This is a genomic window from Acinetobacter sp. EKM10A, from assembly GCF_011075215.1.
In the GTDB taxonomy this organism is placed as follows: Bacteria; Pseudomonadota; Gammaproteobacteria; order Pseudomonadales; family Moraxellaceae; genus Acinetobacter; species Acinetobacter baumannii.
The window spans coordinates 134,020-160,448 of the sequence record NZ_JAALLK010000008.1 but is presented as its reverse complement, the minus strand read 5'-3'; the positions used below and the strand labels follow the sequence as shown (position 1 = coordinate 160,448).

At 40.1% G+C, this 26,429-nt stretch carries 29 protein-coding genes and 1 pseudogene; 12 read left to right on the top strand and 18 right to left on the bottom strand.

Features of this window, described 5'->3' with window-relative positions; all coding sequences use genetic code 11:
* Positions 1 to 210 precede the first annotated feature (210 nt).
* Positions 211 to 781: pseudogene (locus tag G9371_RS12270) on the bottom strand (TetR/AcrR family transcriptional regulator).
* Positions 782 to 869: 88 nt separating this feature from the next.
* Between G9371_RS12270 and G9371_RS12265 the strand changes: the two are divergent.
* Positions 870 to 2,084 (top strand): oxygenase MpaB family protein, encoded by a 1,215-nt coding sequence (locus tag G9371_RS12265; RefSeq protein WP_029424583.1) that lies wholly within the window; start codon positions 870 to 872, stop codon positions 2,082 to 2,084.
* A gap of 69 nt (positions 2,085 to 2,153) precedes the next feature.
* Here G9371_RS12265 and G9371_RS12260 read toward each other — a convergent pair whose 3' ends face one another.
* From G9371_RS12260 to def, 4 genes are all read right to left on the bottom strand, one after another.
* The gene (locus G9371_RS12260) at positions 2,154 to 2,360 is read right to left on the bottom strand and encodes a hypothetical protein (RefSeq protein WP_000182542.1); all 207 of its coding nucleotides are present in this window, start codon (positions 2,358 to 2,360) and stop codon (positions 2,154 to 2,156) included.
* Positions 2,361 to 2,413: 53 nt separating this feature from the next.
* Positions 2,414 to 4,528: a TonB-dependent copper receptor gene (locus G9371_RS12255; protein ID WP_029424584.1), complete on the bottom strand. Its 2,115-nt coding sequence runs from the start codon at positions 4,526 to 4,528 to the stop codon at positions 2,414 to 2,416.
* Positions 4,529 to 4,600: 72 nt separating this feature from the next.
* Positions 4,601 to 5,029: a DUF2946 family protein gene (locus tag G9371_RS12250; RefSeq protein ID WP_000231981.1), complete on the bottom strand. Its 429-nt coding sequence runs from the start codon at positions 5,027 to 5,029 to the stop codon at positions 4,601 to 4,603.
* Positions 5,030 to 5,065: 36 nt separating this feature from the next.
* Positions 5,066 to 5,596 carry a peptide deformylase gene (gene def, locus G9371_RS12245; protein WP_001196539.1) on the bottom strand — a complete coding sequence of 177 codons (531 nt, stop codon included), beginning with the start codon at positions 5,594 to 5,596 and terminating at the stop codon, positions 5,066 to 5,068.
* Positions 5,597 to 5,718: 122 nt separating this feature from the next.
* Between def and G9371_RS12240 the strand changes: the two genes are divergently transcribed.
* The 3 genes from G9371_RS12240 to G9371_RS12230 are packed head-to-tail and all read left to right on the top strand — an operon-like array spanning position 5,719 to position 8,644.
* A complete protein-coding gene (locus tag G9371_RS12240) occupies positions 5,719 to 6,873 on the top strand; it encodes a LysM peptidoglycan-binding domain-containing protein (protein ID WP_029424585.1) in 1,155 nt (384 codons plus the stop codon).
* Between the two features lie 20 nt (positions 6,874 to 6,893).
* Positions 6,894 to 8,024, top strand: a complete 1,131-nt coding sequence (gene dprA / locus G9371_RS12235; protein ID WP_002013158.1) for a DNA-processing protein DprA — start codon at positions 6,894 to 6,896, stop codon at positions 8,022 to 8,024.
* Positions 8,025 to 8,074: 50 nt separating this feature from the next.
* The gene (locus G9371_RS12230) at positions 8,075 to 8,644 is read left to right on the top strand and encodes an L-threonylcarbamoyladenylate synthase (protein ID WP_000633612.1); all 570 of its coding nucleotides are present in this window, start codon (positions 8,075 to 8,077) and stop codon (positions 8,642 to 8,644) included.
* Between the two features lie 391 nt (positions 8,645 to 9,035).
* Here G9371_RS12230 and G9371_RS12225 read toward each other — a convergent pair whose 3' ends face one another.
* Positions 9,036 to 9,956 carry a DMT family transporter gene (locus G9371_RS12225; RefSeq protein ID WP_086221561.1) on the bottom strand — a complete coding sequence of 307 codons (921 nt, stop codon included), beginning with the start codon at positions 9,954 to 9,956 and terminating at the stop codon, positions 9,036 to 9,038.
* Positions 9,957 to 10,061: 105 nt separating this feature from the next.
* Positions 10,062 to 10,712 (bottom strand): TetR/AcrR family transcriptional regulator, encoded by a 651-nt coding sequence (locus G9371_RS12220; protein ID WP_001984979.1) that lies wholly within the window; start codon positions 10,710 to 10,712, stop codon positions 10,062 to 10,064.
* 136 nt (positions 10,713 to 10,848) lie between these two features.
* Here G9371_RS12220 and G9371_RS12215 point away from each other — a divergent pair, with 136 nt between their 5' ends.
* The 4 genes from G9371_RS12215 (at position 10,849) to G9371_RS12200 (ending at position 14,261) form a co-directional block, all read left to right on the top strand.
* Positions 10,849 to 12,063, top strand: a complete 1,215-nt coding sequence (locus G9371_RS12215; RefSeq protein WP_029424587.1) for an MFS transporter — start codon at positions 10,849 to 10,851, stop codon at positions 12,061 to 12,063.
* A gap of 21 nt (positions 12,064 to 12,084) precedes the next feature.
* Positions 12,085 to 12,849, top strand: a complete 765-nt coding sequence (locus G9371_RS12210; protein ID WP_000786954.1) for an AraC family transcriptional regulator — start codon at positions 12,085 to 12,087, stop codon at positions 12,847 to 12,849.
* 122 nt (positions 12,850 to 12,971) lie between these two features.
* Positions 12,972 to 13,517 carry a glutathione peroxidase gene (locus tag G9371_RS12205; RefSeq protein WP_000194676.1) on the top strand — a complete coding sequence of 182 codons (546 nt, stop codon included), beginning with the start codon at positions 12,972 to 12,974 and terminating at the stop codon, positions 13,515 to 13,517.
* A gap of 144 nt (positions 13,518 to 13,661) precedes the next feature.
* On the top strand, positions 13,662 to 14,261 hold the full coding sequence (locus tag G9371_RS12200) for a hypothetical protein (RefSeq protein ID WP_000757144.1): 600 nt from the start codon (positions 13,662 to 13,664) through the stop codon (positions 14,259 to 14,261).
* Between the two features lie 61 nt (positions 14,262 to 14,322).
* Here the strand turns inward: G9371_RS12200 and G9371_RS12195 are convergent, their stop codons facing one another.
* The 10 genes from G9371_RS12195 to G9371_RS12150 form a co-directional block, all read right to left on the bottom strand.
* On the bottom strand, positions 14,323 to 14,742 hold the full coding sequence (locus tag G9371_RS12195) for a F0F1 ATP synthase subunit epsilon (RefSeq protein WP_029424588.1): 420 nt from the start codon (positions 14,740 to 14,742) through the stop codon (positions 14,323 to 14,325).
* A gap of 17 nt (positions 14,743 to 14,759) precedes the next feature.
* Positions 14,760 to 16,154 (bottom strand): F0F1 ATP synthase subunit beta, encoded by a 1,395-nt coding sequence (gene atpD, locus G9371_RS12190; protein WP_000094481.1) that lies wholly within the window; start codon positions 16,152 to 16,154, stop codon positions 14,760 to 14,762.
* A 30-nt stretch (positions 16,155 to 16,184) separates the two neighbouring features.
* The gene (gene atpG, locus G9371_RS12185; protein WP_001284972.1) at positions 16,185 to 17,054 is read right to left on the bottom strand and encodes a F0F1 ATP synthase subunit gamma; all 870 of its coding nucleotides are present in this window, start codon (positions 17,052 to 17,054) and stop codon (positions 16,185 to 16,187) included.
* 77 nt (positions 17,055 to 17,131) lie between these two features.
* Positions 17,132 to 18,676 carry a F0F1 ATP synthase subunit alpha gene (gene atpA, locus G9371_RS12180; protein ID WP_029424589.1) on the bottom strand — a complete coding sequence of 515 codons (1,545 nt, stop codon included), beginning with the start codon at positions 18,674 to 18,676 and terminating at the stop codon, positions 17,132 to 17,134.
* 46 nt (positions 18,677 to 18,722) lie between these two features.
* A complete protein-coding gene (locus G9371_RS12175) occupies positions 18,723 to 19,259 on the bottom strand; it encodes a F0F1 ATP synthase subunit delta (protein ID WP_000818995.1) in 537 nt (178 codons plus the stop codon).
* A gap of 12 nt (positions 19,260 to 19,271) precedes the next feature.
* Entirely contained in the window at positions 19,272 to 19,742 is a 471-nt protein-coding gene (locus G9371_RS12170; protein WP_001024691.1) for a F0F1 ATP synthase subunit B, read from the bottom strand.
* Positions 19,743 to 19,780: 38 nt separating this feature from the next.
* Positions 19,781 to 20,026, bottom strand: a complete 246-nt coding sequence (gene atpE / locus G9371_RS12165; RefSeq protein ID WP_000424060.1) for a F0F1 ATP synthase subunit C — start codon at positions 20,024 to 20,026, stop codon at positions 19,781 to 19,783.
* A gap of 84 nt (positions 20,027 to 20,110) precedes the next feature.
* Complete coding sequence (gene atpB / locus G9371_RS12160; protein ID WP_000718586.1) at positions 20,111 to 20,986, bottom strand: F0F1 ATP synthase subunit A; 876 nt, start codon at positions 20,984 to 20,986, stop codon at positions 20,111 to 20,113.
* Positions 20,987 to 21,090: 104 nt separating this feature from the next.
* The gene (locus G9371_RS12155) at positions 21,091 to 21,489 is read right to left on the bottom strand and encodes an ATP synthase subunit I (protein WP_000084237.1); all 399 of its coding nucleotides are present in this window, start codon (positions 21,487 to 21,489) and stop codon (positions 21,091 to 21,093) included.
* Positions 21,490 to 21,658: 169 nt separating this feature from the next.
* Positions 21,659 to 22,498 carry a metal ABC transporter solute-binding protein, Zn/Mn family gene (locus tag G9371_RS12150; protein WP_000490209.1) on the bottom strand — a complete coding sequence of 280 codons (840 nt, stop codon included), beginning with the start codon at positions 22,496 to 22,498 and terminating at the stop codon, positions 21,659 to 21,661.
* A 127-nt stretch (positions 22,499 to 22,625) separates the two neighbouring features.
* On the opposite strand from G9371_RS12150, the gene G9371_RS12145 reads away from it, so the two are divergent.
* From G9371_RS12145 to znuB, 3 genes are read left to right on the top strand one after another with little or no spacing between them, the layout of a single operon-like run.
* Positions 22,626 to 23,123: a transcriptional repressor gene (locus tag G9371_RS12145; RefSeq protein WP_000093118.1), complete on the top strand. Its 498-nt coding sequence runs from the start codon at positions 22,626 to 22,628 to the stop codon at positions 23,121 to 23,123.
* On the top strand, positions 23,096 to 23,884 hold the full coding sequence (znuC, locus tag G9371_RS12140; RefSeq protein WP_001112013.1) for a zinc ABC transporter ATP-binding protein ZnuC: 789 nt from the start codon (positions 23,096 to 23,098) through the stop codon (positions 23,882 to 23,884). Before G9371_RS12145 ends, znuC begins: the two co-directional genes overlap by 28 nt.
* A gap of 3 nt (positions 23,885 to 23,887) precedes the next feature.
* Positions 23,888 to 24,697, top strand: coding sequence for a zinc ABC transporter permease subunit ZnuB (gene znuB / locus G9371_RS12135; protein WP_000970834.1), 810 nt, complete (start codon positions 23,888 to 23,890; stop codon positions 24,695 to 24,697).
* Position 24,698: 1 nt separating this feature from the next.
* On the opposite strand, the gene G9371_RS12130 is transcribed toward znuB, so the two are convergent.
* Positions 24,699 to 25,325 (bottom strand): LysE family transporter, encoded by a 627-nt coding sequence (locus tag G9371_RS12130; RefSeq protein ID WP_000058354.1) that lies wholly within the window; start codon positions 25,323 to 25,325, stop codon positions 24,699 to 24,701.
* A 157-nt stretch (positions 25,326 to 25,482) separates the two neighbouring features.
* Between G9371_RS12130 and G9371_RS12125 the strand changes: the two genes are divergently transcribed.
* Entirely contained in the window at positions 25,483 to 26,403 is a 921-nt protein-coding gene (locus G9371_RS12125; RefSeq protein ID WP_029424590.1) for a Dyp-type peroxidase, read from the top strand.
* Positions 26,404 to 26,429: the final 26 nt, after the last annotated feature.

Genomic DNA, 26,429 nt, shown 5'->3' with positions numbered 1-26,429 from the left:
CCAATCTAATCACAAGTAACTGTTTTTCAACAAGTTTCTATCTGCATCACCGCCGATGGATGTGCATTATAGACCATTAATAACCCTTTGCAAGCGAAAATTAAAATTTAATGACTCGAGCGTTTATTTTTAAATCAACACCAATATTAAGCCTTTGTTTTATATCAATAATTATTTTAATTTTTTATTTTTGACTTAAATAAGCCAGTATCATGCTCGATAATTCTCGCTTAAGTTGTTGTTCTGAGATAAGAAAATTGTTTTGGCTTACATAACGCATCATCGTAAAAAGAGTACTATTAATAATTACAAAGGACTTATGCTTCACCTGTTCGAAGTCCCATTGATGAGGATTTCTACTGAATGTATATAACCCTACTTCAAAAAAATGCTTTTCTAAAATCTGAGCAGCTTGCGAATGACTATAGTCATGCCAATGTTTCAACACTTCTATAAAAAATCCATGATCGGCTTTTAATGCATTAAATCCCAACTCTATTGCTAAAGGAATGAGCAGCTCTAAAGGAATGTTTCCTTGCTGTATAACTAATTCTTTAAGTTGTTGCCCCAACAATTCGCTTTTACGGCGCAATAGTTCTTCTATGATTTGATCTTTATTCTCAAAGTATTGATAAATCGAGCCAACACTTACTCCAGATTTCTCTGCAATTTTAGGCGTCGTCGTATGTAGTAATCCATACTGGGCGATACACTGCTGTGTCGCCTCTAAAATATGGTCAACAATAATTTTTGAACGCTGTTGCTGTGGGGATTTTCTCATCGTTTTTTTATTCGTTAAATGCGAATTGAATGCGAATAATTATTCATATTAGCCTATTTATTATTCAGTTCAATAAGTAAGTAACGATATGCAAATGATTAGCCCGACTCGACTTGCTTCTTTTAATGATATGCAAGACAGTAATTTCTTTACTCATTTTTTAAATATCTGTTGTGGAAAACCTGTACAACCAAACTATAAAGAATATGTGTCTTTACAACATGCTCTTTATGAAGGGGATATTGAAATGGATAAGGTGATTGATTGGGTTATGCAAAGTCCCAAAGATCACCGAATAATTTTTGAGAAGATATTATTTCAAGGCCGTGATGAACTCTCTGAGCTTATACCTACTGAGTTAGAAAATTTCTTTAATTACATTGAACAAAAACCTGATTGGTTAGACCAACAACAAATTGATGAGGCTGTTAAATTTACCCATCGTTTAGGAATAAATAATGGTTTTATTCTTAGAGACTTATCCTTAATGGCGGGATATTTATATCCGGGATTTAATCAACCGCTAATTTTAACGGGTGCATTAAAGAAAGAAGCGGGAACACGTTTAGCAGAAACCACAAAATGGTGGGTGGATATTACTGAACCTCAAGGGCTTTCTCGTTTGAGTGCAGGTTTTACGTCAACGATTTATGTTCGCTTTATTCATGCACTCGTTCGACGGCAATTAAAAAAGTCTGACCGTTGGGATAGTGAGGTTTGGGGAGTTCCTCTTAATCAATTTGATTTAGCAATGACTAATTTGGCTTTTAGCAGTGTCGTTTTACTCGGTATTAGAGCTTTAGGTATATGGCCAACAAAACAAGAGGCAAAGAGTTTTTTACATTTCTGGCGTTATGTTGGTTGGTTAATGGGTATTGATGAAAAATGGCTTATTCAGTCTGAACCTGAGGGTTGGAGGTTACTTTACTGGATGCAGTTTGCTCATCCTCGCTCCGATCACAGCAGTATTGAATTAGGATTGAGCTTGTCGAAAGAACCTTTTGAGAGAAAATATCTGCATTTACGCTCTTTACAGCAGAAACTTGCTTATCGACAACATTTAGAACTTACCCAATTTTTTATTGGTAAGAAAAGAATGAAACTACTCGGATTGCCTCAGCAATCTGCCTCATGGTTTGCTTATTATTTAATTGTGCGTAATTTACTACTTTATAATGGCGCAAAGCTTTCACCAAAAGTTGAAAAGTTTTTATCTAAATCAGGCCGTAATATACAAAAACTTGGCTTAACACTTTATCAGAATCAAGGTAAGGCAAAAACCTTAGCAAGTATGCATCAATAATTCTGGAATCTAAAAAAGCAAAAAATGGAAGCCCGTTATCCAGACTTCCATTTTCAACTATTAAGAATCTTATTGAGCTGATGAACTATGCATTTCAGCGTGATTCATTTGCTCATGTGACTCCATCATCTGCTTCTTTTTTTGACTTGGCATGTAGTCAGGCTCATTGTTGATGGCCAAGTAAAAAATAATCATAAACAATACACTCAAGATAGAAGCCACAATAAGTAACTTCCATCCCCACCAAGACTGTTCAGGCGATAATTTATTAGTCATTTCATTTCTCTCATTAAATTAATAATTTCAGTTCTTTAATTCGCTAAAGCTTATTAAAACTTCATGCTCATACGAACCCAGTAATTTCTTCCGATATTGTTAAACTGCTCTTCGCTCGCAAATCCAAAGCCTGCACTACCCGCTTTATTTAAGTGTTCGGTATAGGTCTTATCTAATACGTTATCAATGCCAACAGAGACATCAATATCTTTACGAAGGTTGTAACTTCCGTTTAAAGAAAGTGTTGAGAAACCTTTACTTGGTTTTAGGTCATATCCCACGATATTACCTTGATGCAGACTCACACGGTTTTGCTCAGCAACAGCTCGCCATAACAGACCTAAGTTATATTTGTCAGCCACATAGCGAATATTTAAACGACCTTCTAAAGGTGAAATTTGAGGTAGAGGTTTGTCATCTGTGGTGTTTTTGCCCCACGCATACATCGCACTCAAATCTGCCTGAATACGGTCAGTGAATTGGTACCCAATACCCGCTTCTGCACCAGCGATGGTTGCATCGACATTTTTGGCTCCCGCAGTAATATCATGGCTCATATCATGTCCATCCATTCCCATACTTGGGTGATGGTGGTAACTCATTAATATGTAGTCATCTACTAAACCTGCATAGGCAGAAGCCCATGTGTTTAAAGCACCATGTTGTTGCTGAAAACCCAGGTCCAACTGTAGTGTTTTCTCAGGATTCACACCGTTAAAAGTATTGGTTGAACCCGCATTACCATGTTTAGGCGAGAAAAGTTCCCAATAATCAGGCATACGCTCTACATAACCTAAACCAATATAACTTTTTAGGTCATGCTCAGGATGTTGATTTTCCCAGCGAACAAATGCGCTTGGCAAAGTCTTTTCAAGCTTCGTGTTAAAGCCTTTTGCTTGAGAATCGGTACGTTCATCTTCAACTGTGACTCGATCTAAACGTGCACCTGTAACCAGCTTATTTTGATCGTTCCATTGATAGCCAAGTTCACCAAAAGCGCCGTATGATTGAAACCGCATATCTTGACGATATGGAACATTCATAGAAGGCATTGTTGGCGATGACATGCTGCCACCATGTTTATTAAATTGAGAGTCAACGCCTGTGATCAAACTCCATTTGTTCCATTCAGAAATCATTGCCAAACGTGAGTTTAATGTACGGCGTGTCACTTGCATGGCCATTGCATTTGGCATCAGCATGGTCATACCACCATGATTCATTTCAACTAATGGTGGTGTACGCAAGCTAAAGTTATCCATAATATGGTCGTTATAGCTATAGTTCACCTGCCCTTCAATTTTCTTGATCACATCAGTGATATTTTTCTTTTCAAAACGAAGCCCTAAACTTTCACGCGCAAATTGAGATCCGTCCATTGAACGTCCAGCATAAAGCGATTCACCATCAGATTTCCCACCTGTGATTTCGACCCACGTGTTTTCATCTGGAGTAAAGCCAAGCGCTACATCAGCATTCCACTTTTTCCATGCTGATGGAACTGTATTGCCATCACCATCTTGATAACTATTCGATTCTGAACGGTTGGCATTTAAACGGATATATTTTTTCTCATCGCCAACAGCCGCTTCAACATTATGGTCAATACGCCCATATGAACCTAGCAAGACACTCGCTTGACCGCGATAGGGTTTTTCAGAGGTAAGCTTTTCAGGCTGACGTTCAAATAGAACTGTTGCAGCTGAACCAGTATTGGCATATTGAACCGTTTGTGGTCCCTTAATCACAGAAATCCGGTCATAACTTTCTGGTGAAATATAAGAAGTTGGAGCATCCATTCGGTTTGGGCAGGCACCCAAGTTCTCTGTGCCATCCGTTAGAATTTTAATACGTGAACCAAACATACCTCGGAATGTCACATCACCATTTGTTCCACCGCTTTGAATTGAATTAAAACCCATAATACTTTGCAGATAGTCTGCGCCATCTGTGGCAGGGACTGGCTGAATAGGTTGCTTTGGATCTGCGTGTACGATCAGACCATTTGCATCATTGCCTTGCTGTGCTGTAACAACAATAGGTGCTAATGAGTGAAGTGTGTTGGTATCGGCATCATTTTTTTCTGATTCGGCAAACACTAAACCCGAATGAGAGACAGCAAGCATCGCAACCCATAAAGGTTGTAGTAAAAATTTAGAATGTGGCATTTTTTATACGCTCTAAAACATAAATAAAGTGATATCGAAGTCAGTTAAGACCCCAACAAAAATTGCTTTTATTTATGCAAATAGAGGCGGCGCACGTCCTTGCGGGAGTAGGAAAAGTCGCTGTAGCGCAAAGTAAACATGCCGGAAAGCTTGTTGATACGCGACTAAGCGAACTTGTATACGAACAAGCACCTCTTTTACGCCAAATTCAGGTGGTAAAACCAAATTGGCATAAACGGTACAATATTGACACTGATGGTTCGCATCATGGTGATCATGATGGTCAGGTACTTGCGCCTGTTCGATATGATGCTGGTGATGTGAATGGTGCATGGCATGTGACATGGCTTCCGTCTGTGCTTTTGGTTTAAGCAAAGCACGGGTAATAGTTTCACAGACCGGAGCAATTTGATATTGCTTCGGTAATAGCGGCTGTAGAAATACCGCAATCTGTAAAAATACTGCTGCACAGGCAAGCAGCAAACCACTACGAAAAACCAAAAATCACATCCACACTATATTGGTGTTTGAAAAATATTAACGTTTTACCGCAACTTTTTCACGTTCGCGTTGGCGAACAATTTTTTCGACTTTTTCACGCGCACGCTGACGCTTAAGTGGTGACAAATAATCCACAAACAATTTGCCATTTAAGTGATCCATTTCATGTTGGATACAAACAGCGAGAAGTCCGTCAGCTTCTATCTCAAATGCTTGACCTTCAAGGTTAATTGCCTCAATTTTCACGCGTGACGGGCGATCAACTTTGTCGTATATTTGTGGCACTGATAGACAGCCTTCTTCGTACGGCTGCGTCTCTTCAGTCAGCGGAGTTACTTTGGGGTTAATGAAAACCATAGGTTCATCTTTAGATTCAGACAAATCCATGACGATAAGCTGAATATGACGATCGACCTGAGAAGCTGCTAAACCGATACCTGGTGCCGCATACATGGTTTCAAACATATCTGCTGCAAGTTGACGAATTTCATCAGTAACTTCTTCAACGGGCTTAGCAATGGTACGAAGACGGGGATCAGGAAAACTTAAAATAGGTAATAAGGCCATACTGTCGTCCTCACTTATGCCATTGATTGAAAAACCAAATGAAGGAAATACTTCATCGAAAAATTGTGTGTAAGCCGCCCATTATAACGCAACTGCACACATAATTTTTAGGAATTATCATAATGAAAAAGGTTTTTGACGGCATGGTTAATTTTCATGCCTTGGGGATAAAGAAGCATTTACTTGCTTTGGCGCTCTGTACAGGTGTCGTAATCGGTACGATAGCAGAGGTTCATGCAACCAGTCCGAACCATAATCCACCCTCACTTAAAAGTAATGCACCCAATGTATATGTTGTGAAACGTGGGGATACTTTATGGGATATTTCAGGACATTTTCTAAATAAACCATGGCGTTGGCCTGAAATCTGGGCGAGCAACCAACATGTTAAAAATCCACACTGGATCTATCCGGGTGACCGATTACTATTATGTAGCCTAGATGGGCGTCGTTTAGTCGGTAAAGATGAGGGGGATGGCTGTGTCGGTATTATCCGTCGCTATACAGGTCAAACCACAAACCTACAACCACAAGTTCGCGTCGAAGCATTAAATAATAGCGTTCCGGTTATTCCACTTGAACATATTAAACAGTGGTTAGAGAACAGTACTATTTTACCAGCCGACTCAATTACCAACACACCTTATATTGTTGGTACAGCCGATCAACGTGTACTTGCAGGAAAAGGCCAGACTATTTATGCACGAGGACAAGGCTTAATTAATGGGCAGCGTTATGCAGTCTACCGAGAAGGTGAACCTTACTATTTCACAGACAATAAAGGTAAAAAGCATAGTTTAGGGATTGAGTTACTACAAGTTGCTTCAGGTGTTGCGGTATCTTCTGAAAAAGATATTACTACATTAGAACTAACAGATAGTTATAACGCTGAAGTACGTCGTGGCGATCGTGTTATGCCTGAAGAGCAAGCTACTTTGCCAACATTATTTTACCCAGTAGATGCGAAGCAAGTGACGGATGGTGGCAAGATTATTCGTGTCATGGGCTCAATTGGTAGAGCTGCAAAAAATAGTGTAGTGACTTTGGATCGCGGTACAACCCAAGGCATTCAAGTAGGTCAAGTTTTTGATATTACTCAACAAGGTGAATCAATTCGCGACCCTAAAACCAAAGAAGTGATTCAACTTCCTGGCCAACAAATTGGCAGTCTAATGGTTTTTAGAACTTTTGATCAGCTAAGTTATGCTTTTGTTTTAGAGAGCGATTTACCAATTAAGGTTGGTTCAAGCATTCAGCCACCTCAATTTAATGATTAATGCTGGATGTACCTTTTACAATGCTCACTCAACTTTCTTCACACCACTACCACACACTTAAAGTGTGGTATTTGGTGCAGCATTCTTTAGTCAGCTTTAAAAAAATTATTGATTATTTTGGAAATTGTGAAAAAGCCACTCAACCTGATGGTTTAGCAAAGTGGTCCTCTCTGGGGCTACATGCTAATCACTTAAAGCGTGTAAACGAATTTCAAACGCCCCAAGGTCAGGCGCAGTTTGAACAACTTGTACAACAAGTTCGTCAGCATACGGATTTTATTTTAACGGCAGATGACTCAGGCTACCCCTCTCAATTACTTCCTTATACAGATTATCCACCTATTATTTTTGGGAAAGGTCAAGCACAAGCTTTATTGCAACCTCAGATTGCGATTGTCGGTAGCCGAAAACCAAGCCCACATGGACGACAGGTCGCTTATGATTTTGCTTACTACTTAAGTGAAAAGGGCTTTTTCATTAGTAGTGGTCTGGCGTATGGCATTGATGAAGCCGCTCATCAAGGTGCATCTACTCATCAACGTACCATTGCAGTGACGGGTACGGGCTTAGACACTACTTATCCAGCTCAAAATAAAAAACTTGCAGAACATATTTTGGCTCAAAACGGCGCCATTATTACTGAGTTTTTACCGGGTACACCGCCATTACAACAGCATTTTCCACGTAGAAACCGAATTGTCAGCGGTTTGAGTTTAGGCGTTTTGGTGGTAGAAGCGACATTAAAAAGTGGCTCACTCATCACGGCCAATAAAGCTGCTGAACAAGGTAAAACCGTATTCGCGATTCCGGGCCATATTTATAGCGAGTTTCATCAAGGATGCCATCAACTTATCCGTGAAGGTGCAATTTTAATCGACCATCCTGAACAGATTATTGAGGATCTTGCTTTACCAACCCAATGGCAAAGTCAGCAACAAAATCAAACTGAAGAAGCTAATACGAATACTCCAGAAATTCCTGAGCATTTGATTGACCTTTATCAGTCTTTAGACTGGGTGGGACAAAATATTGACCAACTTGTAGTTCACCATAATATTCCAGTTTCTGAACTGACCTCTTCACTAATGGAACTAGAACTACTCGGTTTATGTATGCAACAATCAGGGCTGTATTTACGTTGTCGTTCTTAGTATTAGAGCGCACAATAGCGATTCTGTTTGATTGAAAGGAAAGTATTACCATGATTACGACCTCAGTGACCGAAGCAGCCGAATGTTTACAACAAGGTCAAGTTTTGGCATATCCAACTGAGGCAGTCTGGGGACTAGGCTGTGATCCATTTAATGAACAAGCTTTTCAAAAAATTCTTGAATTGAAACAGCGCCCTATTGAAAAGGGCGTCATTTTATTGGCTGGCCATATTAGTCAAGTAGAACATCTACTAACTTCCTTACCGCAAACTACTCAGCAAGAAATTATTGATTGCTGGACAAACCATCAACCATCAGAAAGAGCCACAACTTGGCTATTACCTGCTGATCAACACATCCCCTCATGGATTAAAGGCGAGCATCCTCTTGTTGCAGTACGTGTAACGACACATCCTTTATGTGTCGCTTTATGCAATGCTTTTCATGGTTTTATTGTATCGACGAGTGCCAACCCTAGTGGACAAGAACCTGCACATTCTTTACAAGATGCCTGCCAATACTTTGGTTCACAATTAAACTATCTCAATGGTGATTTAGGCCAAAGCCAACAGCCAAGCCGCATCATTAACGCCTTAACTGGTGAAGTGATACGTCCTTAATTCCAGACAAAAAAAAGCTCAGTTATATAGGGATAACTGAGCATAAAAAAGGATGGGTATATACCACATCCAGAGGGTTTGGATATCTCTGGAACGAAAGAAAAATTGCTTAAAAGAGCATCTTTCGTAGTGGTCGCTATTATGTGGCAAGAGACTTAATGTGAGAAATATATTATTTCTCTAAAAAAAGCATGAAAAGTGTAGGGAATTTGGCGTTTTTAGCAGTTGAATTAAAATTATATTAATATTTTTATTGGCCTTTTTTAATATTTATGTTACACAATCTTTTCATAAATATATTTATAAATCATATAGAAAAGCTTAGATTGATAAAAAACTGGCATATTTTCATCACTTTTTTTAAAAATATGCCATAGTTTTTTTATGATTCTTAATTTTGCTCTGGCAAAAGATCTGATTTTTTAGAATTAACCTTCTTTTGTGCCATGATAATGCCCACCAGAATCATAATTCCGCCGAAGGTGTGATATATGGTCCATTGTTCAGATAACCAGATACTTGCAATAATGGCTGTGAACACTGGCACAAGATTCATAAAGATACTGGTTCTATTTGGCCCAAGTTGTTGTACGGCTAACATCCAAACTAACGGCGCAATGAGTGAAGCAAATACTCCTGCATAAATTGCACTTGGTGCATTTTGTGAATTTAAAGCATCCAGACCAAACCAGAAAATTAAAGGAAGATGGAACAGCACGGAAAACCCAATCTGAACGTATAAGCTTGCCATAATTGGAAGTGGGAGCTGCCATTTCTTTAAGAAAACTCCATAAAATGCATAGAAGAATACGGCAATAATCATCAATGCATCGCCAAGGTGCCCGCCACCACTTAAAAGCTTATTAATATTTCCTTGGGACATAACGTATAGCAGACCAGCAAAAGACAAAATACTGCCAAAAACTGCAAAGCGATTAGGCACATCTTTTAAAATGACAAGCGAAACAAAGATCGTAAAGATGGGAATAAATGCATTCACAATCCCCATATTGGTTGCACTAGTATAATGGGCAGCCGTATAAGCCAAGCCTTGATAAAGCACCATCCCAAATGCACTTAACACAGCAAGCTTAGGTAAATAGGGTATTACTAGTCGTCTTTGTCTCCAAACAGACAAAAACATAAATGGAGTCAAAATAATAAAAGCGATTAACCACCGATAAAAGCTGATACTTACCGGAGAAATATAGTCCGAGACATAGCGGGTGACTACAATATTTAAAGACCAAATCAGTACTGCCAGAATGGGAAAAATAAATGCCCATTTGTGATATTTCATGACCTGACTCATAGTAATACACCAACTACAAAAGAGACTTTATTTTGAAGAATGTCTTAATAAATTGAAATATCGTATTTCCGACATTGATATTGAACTTAAGACATCATTTATTTTTTAAAATAATGTCCAAGCTTTCATGGCATGTTCTACCACTTTATGTAATTGTTCGGTACTTGCACCATCTCTGGCCTGAATGGTAAGCCCCTGAATAACAGTCGCATAAAAATCAGTCATTTCTTGTAGAGGGGCATTAGTAGGCAAATCGCCCTGCTCTACACCTTGTTCAAGACGTTTTAATAACTTTTCTTTGGTCTTTATTCGCTTATCTAAAAGATTTTGCTGTACCTCTTGTGTGGCATCAGAACAGTTCATAGCAGCGACTACCAACATACAGCCAGCTGGCTTATTGGGTTGAACCAATCGTTTTACATTGTCATAAAGATATAACTCAAAAGCGATTTTTGCAGTTTTTGCTTCTAAAAATATCGTTTCAATAGGACATGCTTCATGAGCGAGATAATAGTCAATACTTTTGTAAAACAAACCTGCCTTATCGCCAAAAGCACTATATAGGCTCGGCGCTGTAATTTCTAAAGCATGTGTTAAGTCACTAATAGAGGTGGCTTCATAGCCATGTTCCCAAAAAAGTAACATAGCTTTCTCTAACACTTGCTGCTCATCAAAGCATTTAGGGCGTCCACGCTTCTTTTTTAACGTGTCCTCATTAACAAGATCTGTTTCATGCCTATTTGTCATAAAGATCACATCTATTTTTATAACAATCGTTATTAAATTAATTGACGTTCAAATTTTTATCAACTATTTTATTTTCATAATGATCGTTAGTTAATTATAAATTTGCCTTTCTTCACTTCGAATTTAGCAAAGTAAGGATTTCTTTATGGACCAATCTACTACCTCTAAAGCACGACCCATGACTTCCACACAAGGGAGCTGGTTTGCTATTTTGGCTGTTGCCATCGCAGCCTTTGCCTTGGTAACGAGTGAATTTTTACCTGTTGGTGTCTTAAATAGCGTTGCAGCCGATTTACACATTTCTGTAGGTACAGCAGGTCTTATTATTACAGTACCCGGCATTATGGCAGCAATTGCGGCCCCTCTATTACCCGTTTCAGTAAAGCAACTCGACCGCCGTTATGTGCTTATTTTACTGACTGCTATTATGGTGATTGCCAATACCATTACGGCTTTTGCAGAAAACTTTCATATTCTATTGTTGAGCCGTTTGATTTTAGGGATTTCAATTGGTGGATTCTGGGCAACAGCAATTGCCTTAAGCGGTAAGCTCGCACCTGCAAATTTACCTATTGCCAAAGCAACTGCTGTAGTAATGGCTGGTGTAACTTTCGCCACTGTATTAGGTGTACCGATTGGAACATGGTTAAGTGAGTTTTATGGGTGGCGCAGTGCCTTTGGAATTACAGCTGCTATCGGTCTTGTTGTATTAGTGCTTCAGCTTATTTTCTTACCAAAACTTTTACCAGAGTCAGCAATACATATTCGTGATTTACCTGCATTATTACGCACACCTAAAGCACGTAGCGGCATGCTTATTGTTTTATTAATTGGACTTGCTCACTTCTGTGCATATAGTTATTTAGCCCCTTTCTTTAAAAATGTAGCCGGGTTTAATGGCACAACTATTAGCTCATTATTATTGCTTTATGGAATAGCCGGTATTTTTGGAAATGCATTTGCAGGGTACAGTGGTAATTTAAATGTTCGGTATACCTTAGCTTTCGTTGGAACATGTTTTGCCATTGTATTCTTTGGCTTCCCAATCTTTGCTATCCATGAGTTTGGTGCCATTGTCCTTACTGCATTATGGGGCTTCGCATTTGGCGCCTTCCCTACCTCTGCCAATATTTGGATGTTTGTACATGCACCTCATGCTGTAGAAAAAGGTATGCCACTTTTTGTTGGTATGTTCCAAGTCATGATTGCTACAGGTTCATTATTAGGTGGTTATGTAGTTGATCATTTCAATGAAAATACTTTAATTTATGGGGTATTAAGCTTCGTTGCCTTAGCTTTAATTAGTACATTTACCTTAGCCAAAGGTTTAAACAATCCCAAAGCAACATGTGAAAATTAGAATATTACTTAGAGTAGACCCATGAAAAATGAGGACCAACAATTTTCTTTATTAGAGAGTATAGAAGTTCATGAATTTCTATACGAAAAAGAAGATATTGTTCGTCCTCATGCTTCACTATGGGGAGATTTTAATTTTAGTTTAAATGGTATTTTAGAAATACAGGTAGAAGAGCAAATATACTTGTCTCCTCCAAGTTATGGGCTTTGGATTCCCCCTCAAACGGTTCATCAATCTACCCATATCGATCATGAAATTCATTATATCTGCATTCGTTTACACCCTCGGCTTTGCTCTATTTTAGGAGATATTTGCCGATGCTTTAGTATTCAGCCCTTCTTTCGGACCTTAGTTTTACAAATATTGGAACAGCAAAAACAAACGGAAAAGCCTGAATATTTAGAACATCTTTTACAGGTTTTATTCGATCAATTACAACAAGCACCCGCCTATTCTCATTATTTACCACAAACACGGCATCCTGTTTTACTGCCAATTTTAGAAAAGCTTTCAGATCCATTACTTTTTAATCTCTCTTTACAGCAGTTACTTCAGAACTTTTCTGTCAGTGATCGTCATCTATTACGCTTAAGCCAACAAGAACTACAACTTTCACTATCCGAATGGCGCAATCGAGCCAAAATTGTTTACGCCATTCATCAGATCCGTCAAGGAACACCGATTAAACGCCTAGCATACGATTTAGGATATCAACACAGCTCAAGTTTTATCGAATTTTTTAAAAGATATACAGGCCAAACACCTGTTCAAATTAGAAATAATTAGATATTAAAACTGCTTTTGTATATCTTTTTATTTTTTGAACACGAATATTATTGCACTACTCAAGAATAGCAGTTAAAACAAATGCGTTACTTGATATCAATTACAATCTTCAGGAAAGACTCATGACTCAATCTGTATATCATATTCCAGTAAAAGCTATTTCAGGCGAAACGGTTGACCTTGACCAATATAAAGGGAAAGTTTTATTAATCGTAAACACAGCGTCTAAATGTGGTTTAACTCCACAATACGAAGGTTTAGAAAAGCTGTATCAAGCAAAGAAAGATCAAGGTCTTGAAATCTTAGGCTTCCCTGCAAACAACTTTAAAGAACAAGAGCCTGGTTCGGATGAAGAAATTCAACAGTTCTGCTCATTAAACTACGATGTTCATTTCCCACTTTTCTCTAAAATCTCTGTAGCTGGCGAAGATAAACATCCACTTTATCAAGCGCTAACAACAGCTCAACCAGAACGCATTGGAGAAGGTCCTTTCCGTGAGCGCTTAGAAGGTTTAGGTATTCCTACTAACCCTGCCCCTGAAGTGTTATGGAACTTCGAGAAATTCCTAGTAAATAAAAACGGTGAAGTTGTTGCGCGTTTTGCACCTAACTTAACAGCAGACGATGAACAAATTGTAAAGGCAGTTGAAGCAGAATTAGCTAAATAATTTTTGCATCAAACTAATAAAGGAGTGCTATAGCACTCCTTTTTTATTGTCTACTCAAAATGTTGTTCATTTGCAACAATACCTTATTTCTACATATTTTATGCATATAGTACCTACTTGCTTCAGTTAGTATTGTTTGTAGTTATGAAAAAAGTTTTACAAGGTGCATTTTTCCCATTTGTGATTTTTGCTTCAGGTATGTTGTTACTTGGATGTGATCAGGCACAAGACCATGCAAAGGAACAAGAATCCGTTCAGACTAACGATCAAATATCAGAACAAGCTGATGACTCTCAACAAGAAATCACAGCTACACAAAATAAAACTGAATTAAAAAATGGTAATGTTTTTTATATCGTTCGTGATGCCGCTAACTTACAGTTAAAGGCTGGCGACTATATCGAAAAGCTCAAGGACACTCAACTTGACGTTGAACAAGCCATTCAAGATAAAGATCAGCATGAGCTAAAAACAACTGTGACGACTTTGAAAGCACAGTTAGAAGGTTTAAACCAAGCTTTGCTTGGTTTAGATATCAGAAGTCAGGAAGTTGAAAATATCCGTCAAAGCCTACTACAGGCAAACCAGCAAGCTTTAAGCATGCCTTTATTAAATGGGAAATTAGAGCAAATTAATTTCGACCAAATTGAAAAGCAACTTAATACCATCCAAATGGATATGGTCAAACTCGCTGCTATGATTATGGCAGGAGATGAAAAATCAGATTCAAAAACTGATTCTTAATTTTCTTTTTAGCAATAAAAAAAGCCACCGAAAGGTGGCTTTTTCAATCTCGAACCGCGTCTTATTGAGCGCGGTTTTTGATTTTACGGATAGTTTCAAGCTGTGCAGCGGTTTCTGCCAAGGCAGCCAACGCAGCAGCTGAGTCCAAATCGCTCTTTTGGTTTGCAAGCAATTGTTCAGCATTTTTACGTGCTTCTAAAATTGCAGCTTCATCCAAATTGTCAGCGCGGATTGCAGTATCTGCAAGAACCGTCACAACATGAGGTTGAACTTCTAAAACACCGCCAGATACATAGACGATTTCTTCTGTACCATTTTCCAACAGAACACGAATCGGGCCCGGTTGAAGCAAGGTTACAAATGGAGCATGCCCTGGCAAAATACCAAGTTCACCACCTGCACCTTTCGCGATTAACATCGTCACTGCGCCAGAGTAAATTGACTCTTTAACACTTACGACATCACATTGCATAGTCGCCATGAGATGATCTCCTTAAATTAGAGTTTCTCAGCTTTAGCAATCACTTCGTCAATACCACCAACCATATAGAACGCTTGTTCTGGGATGTGATCGTATTCACCAGCTAATAGACCTTTAAAGCCACGAATCGTTTCTTTAAGTGGTACTAATTTACCAGGAGCACCAGTAAATACTTCAGCTACGTGGAATGGTTGAGAGAAGAAACGTTGGATTTTACGCGCACGGTAAACAACCAATTTATCTTCTTCTGCCAATTCATCCATACCCAAGATTGCGATGATGTCTTTAAGCTCTTTATAGCGTTGCAATACGTTTTGTACTGCGCGCGCAATTTCATAGTGCTCTTGACCAACAACTAATGGGTCTAACTGACGTGAAGTTGAGTCAAGTGGATCGATCGCTGGATAGATACCAGAAGATGCGATGTCACGGCTCAATACTACTGTTGCGTCTAAGTGAGCAAATGTAGTTGCAGGCGATGGGTCTGTTAAGTCATCGGCAGGTACATATACTGCTTGGATCGAAGTGATCGAACCAGACTTAGTAGATGTAATACGCTCTTGAAGAACACCCATTTCTTCTGCAAGTGTAGGTTGGTAACCTACCGCAGATGGCATACGACCTAACAATGCTGATACTTCAGTACCTGCAAGTGTATAACGGTAGATGTTGTCGACGAATAATAATACGTCACGACCTTTACCGTTTTCGTCTTTTTCATCACGGAAGTATTCAGCCATAGTCAAACCAGTTAACGCTACGCGTAAACGGTTACCTGGTGGCTCGTTCATCTGACCGTAGACCATTGCTACTTTGTCAAGAACGTTAGAATCTTTCATTTCGTGATAGAAGTCGTTACCTTCACGAGTACGCTCACCAACACCAGCAAACACAGATAAACCTGAGTGTGCTTTCGCGATGTTGTTGATCAATTCCATCATGTTAACGGTTTTACCAACACCAGCACCACCGAATAAACCAACTTTACCACCTTTCGCAAACGGGCAAAGTAAGTCAATTACTTTAATACCAGTTTCTAAAAGGTCAGTAGAAGCTGCTTGTTCAGCATAAGAAGGTGCTTGACGGTGAATCGGCAAACGTTCTTCAGTCGCAACAGGACCTGCTTCATCGATAGGACGACCTAAAACGTCCATGATACGGCCAAGAGTGGCTGTACCAACTGGAACAGAGATCGGTGCATTTGTGCTAGTTACAGTAAGACCACGTTTAAGACCTTCTGTAGAACCCATTGCGATGGTACGAACAACACCATCACCAAGTTGTTGCTGAACTTCTAAAGTAGTTTCAGTACCGTCAACTTGGAGAGCGTCATAGATCTTTGGAACGCTTGTGCGCTCAAACTCGACGTCGATAACCGCGCCGATGATCTGAATGATACGACCGCTACTCATTGCTGTCTCCTCAATTCAAACTTAATAATGTTAAACGGCAGCGGCACCACCAACGATCTCAGAGATTTCCTGAGTAATCGCGGCTTGACGCAGCTTGTTATAGATGAGTTGTAAGTCTTTGATAAGCTGACCTGCGTTATCTGTCGCTGCTTTCATTGCGACCATACGTGCAGATTGCTCACATGCGACGTTTTCAATCACACCTTGATAAACCATAGACTCGATATAGCGAACTAATAAACCATTTAGCAATTCTTCTGCTTCTGGTTCATAGATGTAATCCCAACCATAAGTACGGTTGAGGTCATCGCTTTCTTCTGCTGGTGCTAAAGGAACAAGTTGCTCAACTTTAGGCTTTTGTGTCATTGCATTGACGAAACCATTCGATACGAGATAGATACGATCTAATTCGCCTTTATCAAATGCATCAAGCATAACTTGCACTGAGCCAGTTAACTGTTCCAAACTAGGGGCATCACCAATTTGAGTGGTTGCACCCAGCACTTTACCGCCGTAATTCTTAAAAAACGAAACCGCTTTTTGACCAATCAAAGCAAATTGAACTTCAATTGACTGCTCTTGTTGTGCTTTGACATGCTGCACAACTTTCTTGAACAAGTTAATGTTCAAACCACCTGCCAAACCGCGATCTGAAGATACAATGATGTAACCAACACGCTTAACTGGGCGGTCCACCATATAACGGTGTTTGTATTCAGGGTTTGCTTGTACCAAGTGAGCAATTACACGGCGCATATTATCGGCATACGGACGGCCCTGAGCCATGCGCTCTTGCGCACGACGCATTTTTGAAGCAGCTACCATTTGCATCGCGCGAGTAATCTTTTGCGTGCTCTTGATACTAGCTACTTTGGCGCGAATTTCTTTTAAATTTGCCATACGCTTAACCTAGTATTCGAAAGCCCTTTCGAGCTTCCGAAGGTTGATCCGTGAACCAAACTTAACTAAAACTGAACTTAGTAAGTTTGAGTCGCTTTAAAGCTTTCAATACCAGCTTTGATTGCTGCTTCGATGTCTTTGTTGTAGTCACCAGTTTCATCGATTTGTTTCATCAACGGAGCATATTCTGAACGGAAGTAAGCAATTAACGCAGCATCAAAGTCTACGATTTTCTTAACTTCTACGTCAGCCATATAGCCTTCGTTAGATGCATAAACAGAAACAGCTTGGTCAGCAATTGAGTAAGGAGCATATTGTTTTTGCTTCATTAACTCAGTTACACGTTGACCATGTTCAAGTTGTTTACGAGTTGCTTCATCAAGGTCAGAAGCAAACTGAGCAAACGCAGCCAATTCACGGTATTGCGCTAAAGCGGTACGAATACCACCAGACAATTTTTTGATGATCTTAGTTTGAGCAGAACCACCAACACGAGATACAGAGATACCCGCGTTCACAGCAGGACGGATACCTGCGTTGAATAATGATGTTTCTAAGAAGATCTGACCGTCAGTAATCGAAATTACGTTTGTTGGTACGAATGCAGATACGTCACCTGCTTGAGTTTCAATAATTGGCAATGCAGTTAAAGAACCAGTTTTACCAGTTACTGCGCCATTAGTGAATTTCTCAACGTATTCAGCAGATACACGTGAAGCACGTTCAAGAAGACGTGAGTGAAGATAGAATACGTCACCTGGATACGCTTCACGACCTGGTGGACGACGTAAAAGCAATGAAATTTGACGGTAAGCAACAGCTTGCTTAGACAAATCATCATAAATGATAAGAGCATCTTCACCGCGGTCACGGAAGTATTCACCCATTGTACAGCCAGAGTACGGAGCTAAATACTGCATTGCAGCAGGATCAGCAGCCGCAGCAGCGACAACAGTTGTATACGCCATAGCGCCAGTTTCTTCTAGCTTACGTACAACGTTTGCAATTGTTGATTGTTTTTGACCAATCGCAACGTATACACATTTAATGCCAGAGTTTTTCTGAGCGATAATCGCATCGAGCGCCATTGCTGTTTTACCAGTTTGACGGTCACCAATAATCAACTCACGCTGACCACGACCCACAGGAATCATGGTATCAACTGATTTATAACCAGTTTGAACAGGTTGGTCTACAGATTGACGCCAAATTACACCTGGTGCTACTTTTTCAACAGCATCAGTTAATTTTGCATCAATTGGGCCTTTACCATCAATTGGGTTACCCAAAGCATCTACGACACGGCCGAGAAGTTCAGGACCAACTGGAACTTCTAAAACACGACCTGTACAACGAGCTTTTTGACCTTCTTGAAGGCTTAGGTAGTTACCTAAAACAACGGCACCCACTGAATCCTGTTCTAGGTTCAGTGCCATACCAAATAAGCCGCCGTCGAATTCGATCATTTCACCGTACATTGCATCAGCAAGACCGTGAATACGCACGATACCGTCGGATACCATAACAATGGTACCTTCGTTTTTAGCGGTCGCGCTGGTGTCCAGATCTCCGATACGCTGTTTAATGAGCGCACTGATCTCGGATGGATTCAGTTGTTGCATTGCGCTATTCCTCAATCTTTTATTAGTTCAGTCTTCATCATTTGCATTATGCAAGAAGACGAGTACGCATTTTTTCAAGCTTGTTAAGCGCAGAATCATCTATCACTTGATCGCCTGCACGAATTACAACACCTGCAATAAGCTCAGGTTTAACTTCAACTGAAACAGTTACTGTGCTGTTAAAACGCTTTTCTAAAGCAGATTTCAACAGTTGCTCTTGTTCAGCAGTTAACGGGAAAGCCGATTCAATCACGACATCCACATTGTTGTTATTCTGTGATTTAAGCTGTTCATATTCTGCTGCAATTTCAGGTAACAACACTAATCGATCATTATCTGCAAGAAGTGTCAAAAAGTTAGACACTGCTTGAGACTGATCTTCACCTAAAACTTTAGCAAAAAGCTTCACTTGCTCCGCAGGAGTAAGTTCAGGGCGATTTAAATAAGCGGAAAATGCTTCGTCTTGCACCGCAGCACTGAGCACTTGTAACGCATTCGACCAATTGTCTGTTGCACCTTGCTCAGAAGCATAAGCAAATGCTGCTTTGGCATACGGACGTGCCAACGTCAAGAGTTCAGCCATAATTCGCCTCGCTTAAAGTTTAGCAGCCAGCTGAGACAGCATGGCGTTATGAGCTTCTGCATCAACTTGTTGGTTCAGGATCTTTTCTGCACCAGTTACTGCCAAGGCAGCTACTTGTTGACGTAATTCTTCGCGAGCAGAATTGATTTCTTGATCAACAGCTTCTTTAGCCTGTTGACGAATACGCTCACCTTCAGCCGCAGCTTGAGTACGAGCTTCTTCGATCAATTGCGCTGCACGACGGTTCGCTTGTTCGATCAATTGAGCCGCTTGTGCTTTAGCCGCATCAAGCTCTTGCTTTACTTGCGCTTGTGCATCGGCAAGGTCAGCTTTCGCTTTTTCTGCTGCATTTAAGCCATCAGCGATTTTGCGCTGACGCTCACTAATCGCATTGATTAGTGGTGGCCAAACAAACTTCATGCAGAATGCGACAAAAAACGCAAACGCAATCGCTTGACCAATCAATGTGAGGTTGATATTCATTGCAATTCCTCAAATAGTGGATTTAGGAATTAAGCTGATTAACCTACAAATGGATTAGCGAAGATGAAGAACAAGCCAATACCAACACCGATCATAGGCACAGCATCAAGAAGACCCGCGATTAAGAACATACGAGTTTGAAGTTGTGGAGCTAATTCTGGTTGACGAGCAACAGCTTCTAAAAAGCGACCACCCAAAAGACCAAAACCAATCGCAGTACCCAAAGCACCGAAAGCGATCAAGATAGCAGATGCAATTGCAACTAGACCTAAAGTGAGTTCCATGAAAAATTCCTCAGAGGTTAGGTTATTACCAAATTAAATTAAAAAAATTCAGCCCAACCATCGTTTGACAGTTAGGCAATACCATTAATGTTTTTCGCTTGCCATGCTCAAGTAAACGATGGTAAGCATCATAAAGATGAATGCCTGCAACGTGATTACAAGAATGTGGAAGATCGCCCAAGGCACAGATAACGCCCATTGAATCCAGAACGGCAATAATGCGATCAGGATAAAGATCAACTCACCGGCATACATGTTACCGAATAGTCGGAGAGCCAATGAAATAGGACGAGCAAGGAATGTTACCAATTCCAAAATCAAGTTCACTGGAATAAGCAACGCTTTTGCAACTGGATTACTTGGGTTAAATGGGTTAAGTGCCAACTCGCCTACGAAACCGCCAACACCCTTTTCGCGGATGCTGTAGAACAAGATAAGTACAAACACAGATAAAGACATACCAAGGGTAATGTTTGGATCTGTAGATGGAACGATCTTGAAGTAAACGTGGTGAGGGTCCATACCAAATACGTTAGCACCCACAAATGCAGCAACTTGAGGAATCCAGTCAACTGGGATCAAGTCCATTAAGTTCATGAGGAAAATCCACACGAAAATAGTGAGTGCAAGTGGAGCGATTAAACGTGATTTGCCATGAAAAGTATCACGGACACTTGAGTCAACAAACTCAATGATCATTTCAATTGCAGATTGGAATTTTGTTGGAACGCCAGCATTTGCAGCTCTCGCAACTATCCAAAATAACAAACAGAAAATCACACCAAGGCCAATTGACCAACCCATTGAATCCAAGTGAATTGCAGTGAACCCCATCGAATGAGCTTCTTCAGCAGTCTCAGCCAATTTCCATGTACCATCTGGCATTTTGCCATAGGTCATATTGGTCAAGTGATGCTTGATATACTCTGTCGAAGTGAGGGCATGTTCTTCAGCAGCCATAAATCACACCTGGTCAATGTCAATTACTAAAAAGAAGGGAAACGAACATCGGCGTACTGTCGATATCTCGCCACCCTCCAAAAAATCTTCAATTCTTCTTGTTTCTATACCCGTTTTTGTAGACGTGACACCCAAAAAGGAGCAACCCACGACATCGCTTGAACGAGAATAAAACCAAACAGCAATGCTAACGGTGATAAAGGTTTAACATTGCTCAAAATCAAAATAAATCCAACGATCATGATTGCAAATTTGCCTAACATGCCCCTATACATGTTAGACAGCACTTGTTTAGATGCTCTCGCACCTGCCGTTCTGAAGGATTGCCACGCAAAATAGCTCGTAGCAAGCCAGCAGACCAATGCACCAAGTGCCGCACTTAATGCTGCTGTCATGTCTTTTATGCTCCACGCCACAAGTGCGGAAACAGGGATCATGCATGCTTGTAAGAAGACCAAAGCTTTTGCTAATCGTCGGTCAATCAAGCGACTAGTTTGGCTCATTTTTATCCACTCACAGCATAAATGCTTGACAAGTTTAGCTGATGATCGCTTTTAATCGCAGGCATTATAGAGTTACACCCCTGAACATGCAATCTTTTCCCGACTTTAGTCGGGGTTTTTCGTGACAGGTGGTGCTGACGCTACAGTCAGCCTTTGTTTACTTTTTATCTCACTTTTGCGTATTTAATACACATTTATCAGTTTTTATCGCCAGTTTCTTCCATGCTGTTACAAAATTATCTTCATTATTCATACTTTCATCAACGGGTTGGAAGGTAATACTACCCAGTTTTTGATATTGCCCTTTTGTTGTAAAACTTTCTGCAAGTAAACACATCTGAGCTTTTGGTCGACTATCATTAAGGTACTTTATTTGTGCCGCTGTAGGAGCTACATGCGGATCATCCGTTAAAGCACCCGCAAACTTTAAGTTTAGCGAACGCTCCAAATATTGATAAGCATCATGATAAGACCAATACGGTTTACCGTTGCTTGAGCTATCGTAAGCTTGAGCCGCCTGCAACATATTTCGTGCAAATGTATTTGCATTATTCCAATACTTCGCTTTGTTTTCAGGATGCTGTTGTGAACGTAAAGCTGCAATAAAAAAGCCAATACGTACTGCATTGTTTGGTTCTAGCCAGACATGCGTATCCACAGTATTTGGTAACGCAGCCCCACGTGTATTGCGCTGCGGCAAAATAGAAAGAATACCGCTATCTAACAAAGCAATTGCTTTCTTATTGTTACTTAGCAATTTGTTGAGCGGAGCTTCATGAGCTTTTCCTAACCAGATCACTAAAGAAGCATCGTTAATTGCTTTACGATGTGCCGGTGTTAACTGTACATCATGCCCACTTTGCCCTTGAAGCAATAACTGGGGTTCTTCAACTCCTTTGGTAATTTCTTTTGCAATCAAATAGATTGGGTGCGTAGAGACAACCAAACCCTGACTCCAACCTAACGTACTCATAAGAGAGAACATACTGAAAACAAAAACGCGGAACATGACAGACCATCAATTAGTAATAGCTCGAAGCATGTTATAATATAACAAAGTTACAAAAATACCTAAGATTAATCGAATGAAGCACCGCTTCATGCTAATATTCCATTAAAAATTTGAGGTTATGTCTATGAGTTCTTGCATGCATGAACATCATGATTCTTTGCATGGTGTACATGATCACCATAATGTCGCAAGTCGTTTAGCTGAAGCAGAAACTTTATGTACTGCGGTCGGTGCACGCCTTACGCCTTTGCGTAAAGAAGTTCTTGAACTCATTTTAAATGCTTCAGGTCCTATGGGTGCCTATGACTTATTAGCACGTATTAAAAGTCAAACAGATCGCCCTGCCGCCCCTCCTACTGTTTATAGAACTTTAGACTTTTTATTAGAAAAGGGTCTTATTCATCGCTTAACATCTATTAATGCTTATATACCATGCTGTCACCCACGTGAAGGTCATCAGGCTGCATTCCTGATTTGTACCGAATGTCACACGGTTAAAGAAGCATCTTCACAAGGTCTAACCCAACAACTTGACCAACTTGCAGCTTTAGATGATTTCGCAGCACAACACAGCATTATAGAAATTTCGGGGAAATGCCAGCAGTGCCGCACAGCTCGCTAAATCCTGTTTTGATTCAACTTGAACAGGTCTCTGTTCATCGTGATCAGCGGGATATATTAAAAAAAGTTGATTTTGCTCTGCATGAAAATGAAATTGTGACCTTAATTGGTCCTAATGGCGCAGGTAAATCAACTTTAATTAAAGTTCTACTTGGTATTTTAAAGCCAAGTAGTGGACGCGTCATAAGCAATAAAAAACTAAAAATGGCTTATGTGCCTCAGAAATTTAATCCATCTCATAGTCTTCCTTTACGGGTACAAGATTTATTAGATCTGGAAAAGTGTAGCCCTGCCCTTCGTCAGGAAATTATTCAAGACACCGGTATTGCCAAACTACAACAATCAAAAGTTCAGCAACTTTCTGGTGGAGAGCGCCAACGTGTACTGCTCGCACGTGCTTTACTTAGAAAGCCAGATATCCTCGTTCTTGATGAGCCCATGCAAGGCTTAGATATTCAATCAGAAGCTGAGCTTTATGAATATGTACGTAGTCTGCCAGAGCGTTATGGTTGTGCCATTTTAATTGTTTCCCATGATTTACAGTGGGTCATGCAGGGAACTCAACGCGTTGTCTGTTTAAACAAGCATATATGCTGTAGCGGCTTACCAGAAAGTATTCAGCAACATCCTGAATACCAAGCAATATTCGGTACTCAGCGAGTTTTCTATCAACATCATCATGATCACTGTGCGCATGGTGACGCTGCACACCCCTGCCCTCACAATAGCAGACCTCACATTCACCCGGAACCGGAAGCTTAAGCCATGATGGAATGGTTACAATTATTGTTACCCGCATGGATTATGGGAACCTTATTAGTCTTTTTGACTGCACCACTTGGTTGTCTCATGCTATGGAGACGTATGTCTTTTTTTGCAGACACCATGGCACATGGAACCTTACTTGGGGTAGCAATTGCTGGTGCTTTAAGCCTTCCCCTCTGGCTTGGCGTGGCAGGTACAGCTATTTTATTAGTCGCTATTTTGTGGGCCTTACATGACAATCGTTTACCAAACGATGCTTTGCTTGCCCTATGCTCAGCAACATTACTATGTAGTGGCCTCCTGTTTATTCAACATGTTCCAAGTTTAAGACCGGAGCTTTTAAGTTATTTGTTTGGTGACTTACTAAGTATTGATTGGCCAGACCTACCTGTTTTCACATTAATTATTGCAGTATCACTGGCAATTCTTTATCGCTTTTGGCAGCCTCAAATTCAAATTGCCATTGATCCGGATATTGCAATTAGTGAAGGTGTGAATGCGAAATGGCAACGTCTCATTTTTATGTTATTGCTAGCCTTATTTACAGTACTAGCTTTACGTGCAGTAGGTTCACTTTTAATGGGGGCACTACTGGTTATTCCAGCATTGAGCGCTCGATTACTCGCTCACTCACCAAAGCAGATGGTTATTTGGGCCTTTGTTTTAGCTCAACTCGGTGTCAGTGTTGGCCTATGGTCAAGCGCAGCACTTAATATCTCGACTGGCCTCAGTATTGTTTTATGTATGGCGTTGAGTTTTGCACTTATCTTTATGGTTCAAAAAATCAAAAATCAAACTCAAGCGGCCTAAATCAGGCTGCTTGATGGACCGTACTTAGCAATAACGCTGCACAACTAAACATGACAGCAAAACCACGGTTCAAATATTTTTGTTGCTTAGGAGAACGTAGCAATCTTAAAACTTTTGAAGCTAGCCCTGTATAACCAGCCATTACAATCAAATCAATCGTAACCATAGTAGCTGCCATAATCAGGTATTGTATCCATTGAGGTTTGCTTAAATCTAAGAACTGAGGCAAAACTGCCAATAGAAATACGATGGCTTTAGGATTACTGATATTGACCACAAATCCATTTAACAGCAGAGCAGAAACAGATTTATCCTTTTTTTCGTGTTGAATTTCTATGTCTTTTACAGGTGCTGTCCACTGTAAATAAGCTAAATACAATAAATAGGCTACACCGAACCACTTAACGGCTTGAAAAGCCAACGGGGTCGTTGCGAATAGAACACCTACACCCGCAGCTACAATCATGATTTGAATTAACAAGGCGATTTGCAAACCGATCGCATTCCAATAGCCATGTCTAAAGCCATAATTTAAGCCGCTCGACATAGAAGCAATTGCCCCTGCTCCCGGAGAAATACTAATGACCCAACAGGCCAACATATAAGCAAACCAAACTTGCAAAGACATAGCGAAATAGATAATAAAAGTGGAATTATACCGTTTTATAAAACTATCGTGGCGATAATTCAAACAATAAAATCAATAAATAGACTACTAACGGCTCTTCGCATCAGGCACAATAATTGAAGCTTATACTAAATTATAATTGAGGAGAGATCTTCTAATGACTGCTCAATCTGTCATTTTGCCATTACCATCTGATCATGCCCGTTTTATTGTTCTTCGTTTAAAAGATTTAACAATTGCTGAATTAAAAAAACAACTCGAAGCTTTATTCGAAACACGTGACCGTCTCATTACTCAACATTCAGACGCACAAATTAAGACAGCAGTCGCTTTTGGTCCAGAACTTTGGAAGCAACTTTACAGTCAATCTCCTGCTGGTTTTAAACAACTTGAACCAGAAAATGGCGCATTCAATATGCCAGTCGTACCAGCTGATGTGCTTATTCACATTGCCAGTATGCGTTCTGATATCTGTTTTGCATTAAGCCAAGCATTTTTTGAAGGGATTAAAGATAAAGTTGAGGTTCTGGATGAGCGTGTTTGCTTCCGTTATTTCGATGGTCGCGATATTACTGGCTTTATAGATGGTACTGAAAACCCTCAATTTCCAGATGATCGCGCAGAAACCGCTCTCCTCCCAGAAAGTGCTGGAGTATTTGCAGATGGTAGTTTCATATTTGCGCAGCGCTATGCACACGACTTGGAAAAATGGAAAAAACTTAAAGTCGATGCACAAGAAAATGTCATGGGCCGTACCAAGCTTGAATCTATTGAATTAGATGATGATGTTAAACCGGAAAATGCCCATGTCGCTCGTACTGTCGTTGAAGATGAGGAAGGCGAAGAAATGGAAATCCTACGTCACAGCTTACCTTATGGTGACGGTCGAGGTGATCAAGGTTTATTCTTCATTGCTTACACTAAAGACCTGAGCATTATTGATGCGATGTTAAAGCGCATGTTTGGTACAAGTGGGGATGGCATCCATGACCGCTTATTGCACTTCGTGACACCACTTGACGGGGCATATTACTTTGCACCAAGTGAAGAACTATTAGAAGAAATTTTAGTGGCTTAAAAGAAAAAAAGAGGAGCTTAAGCTCC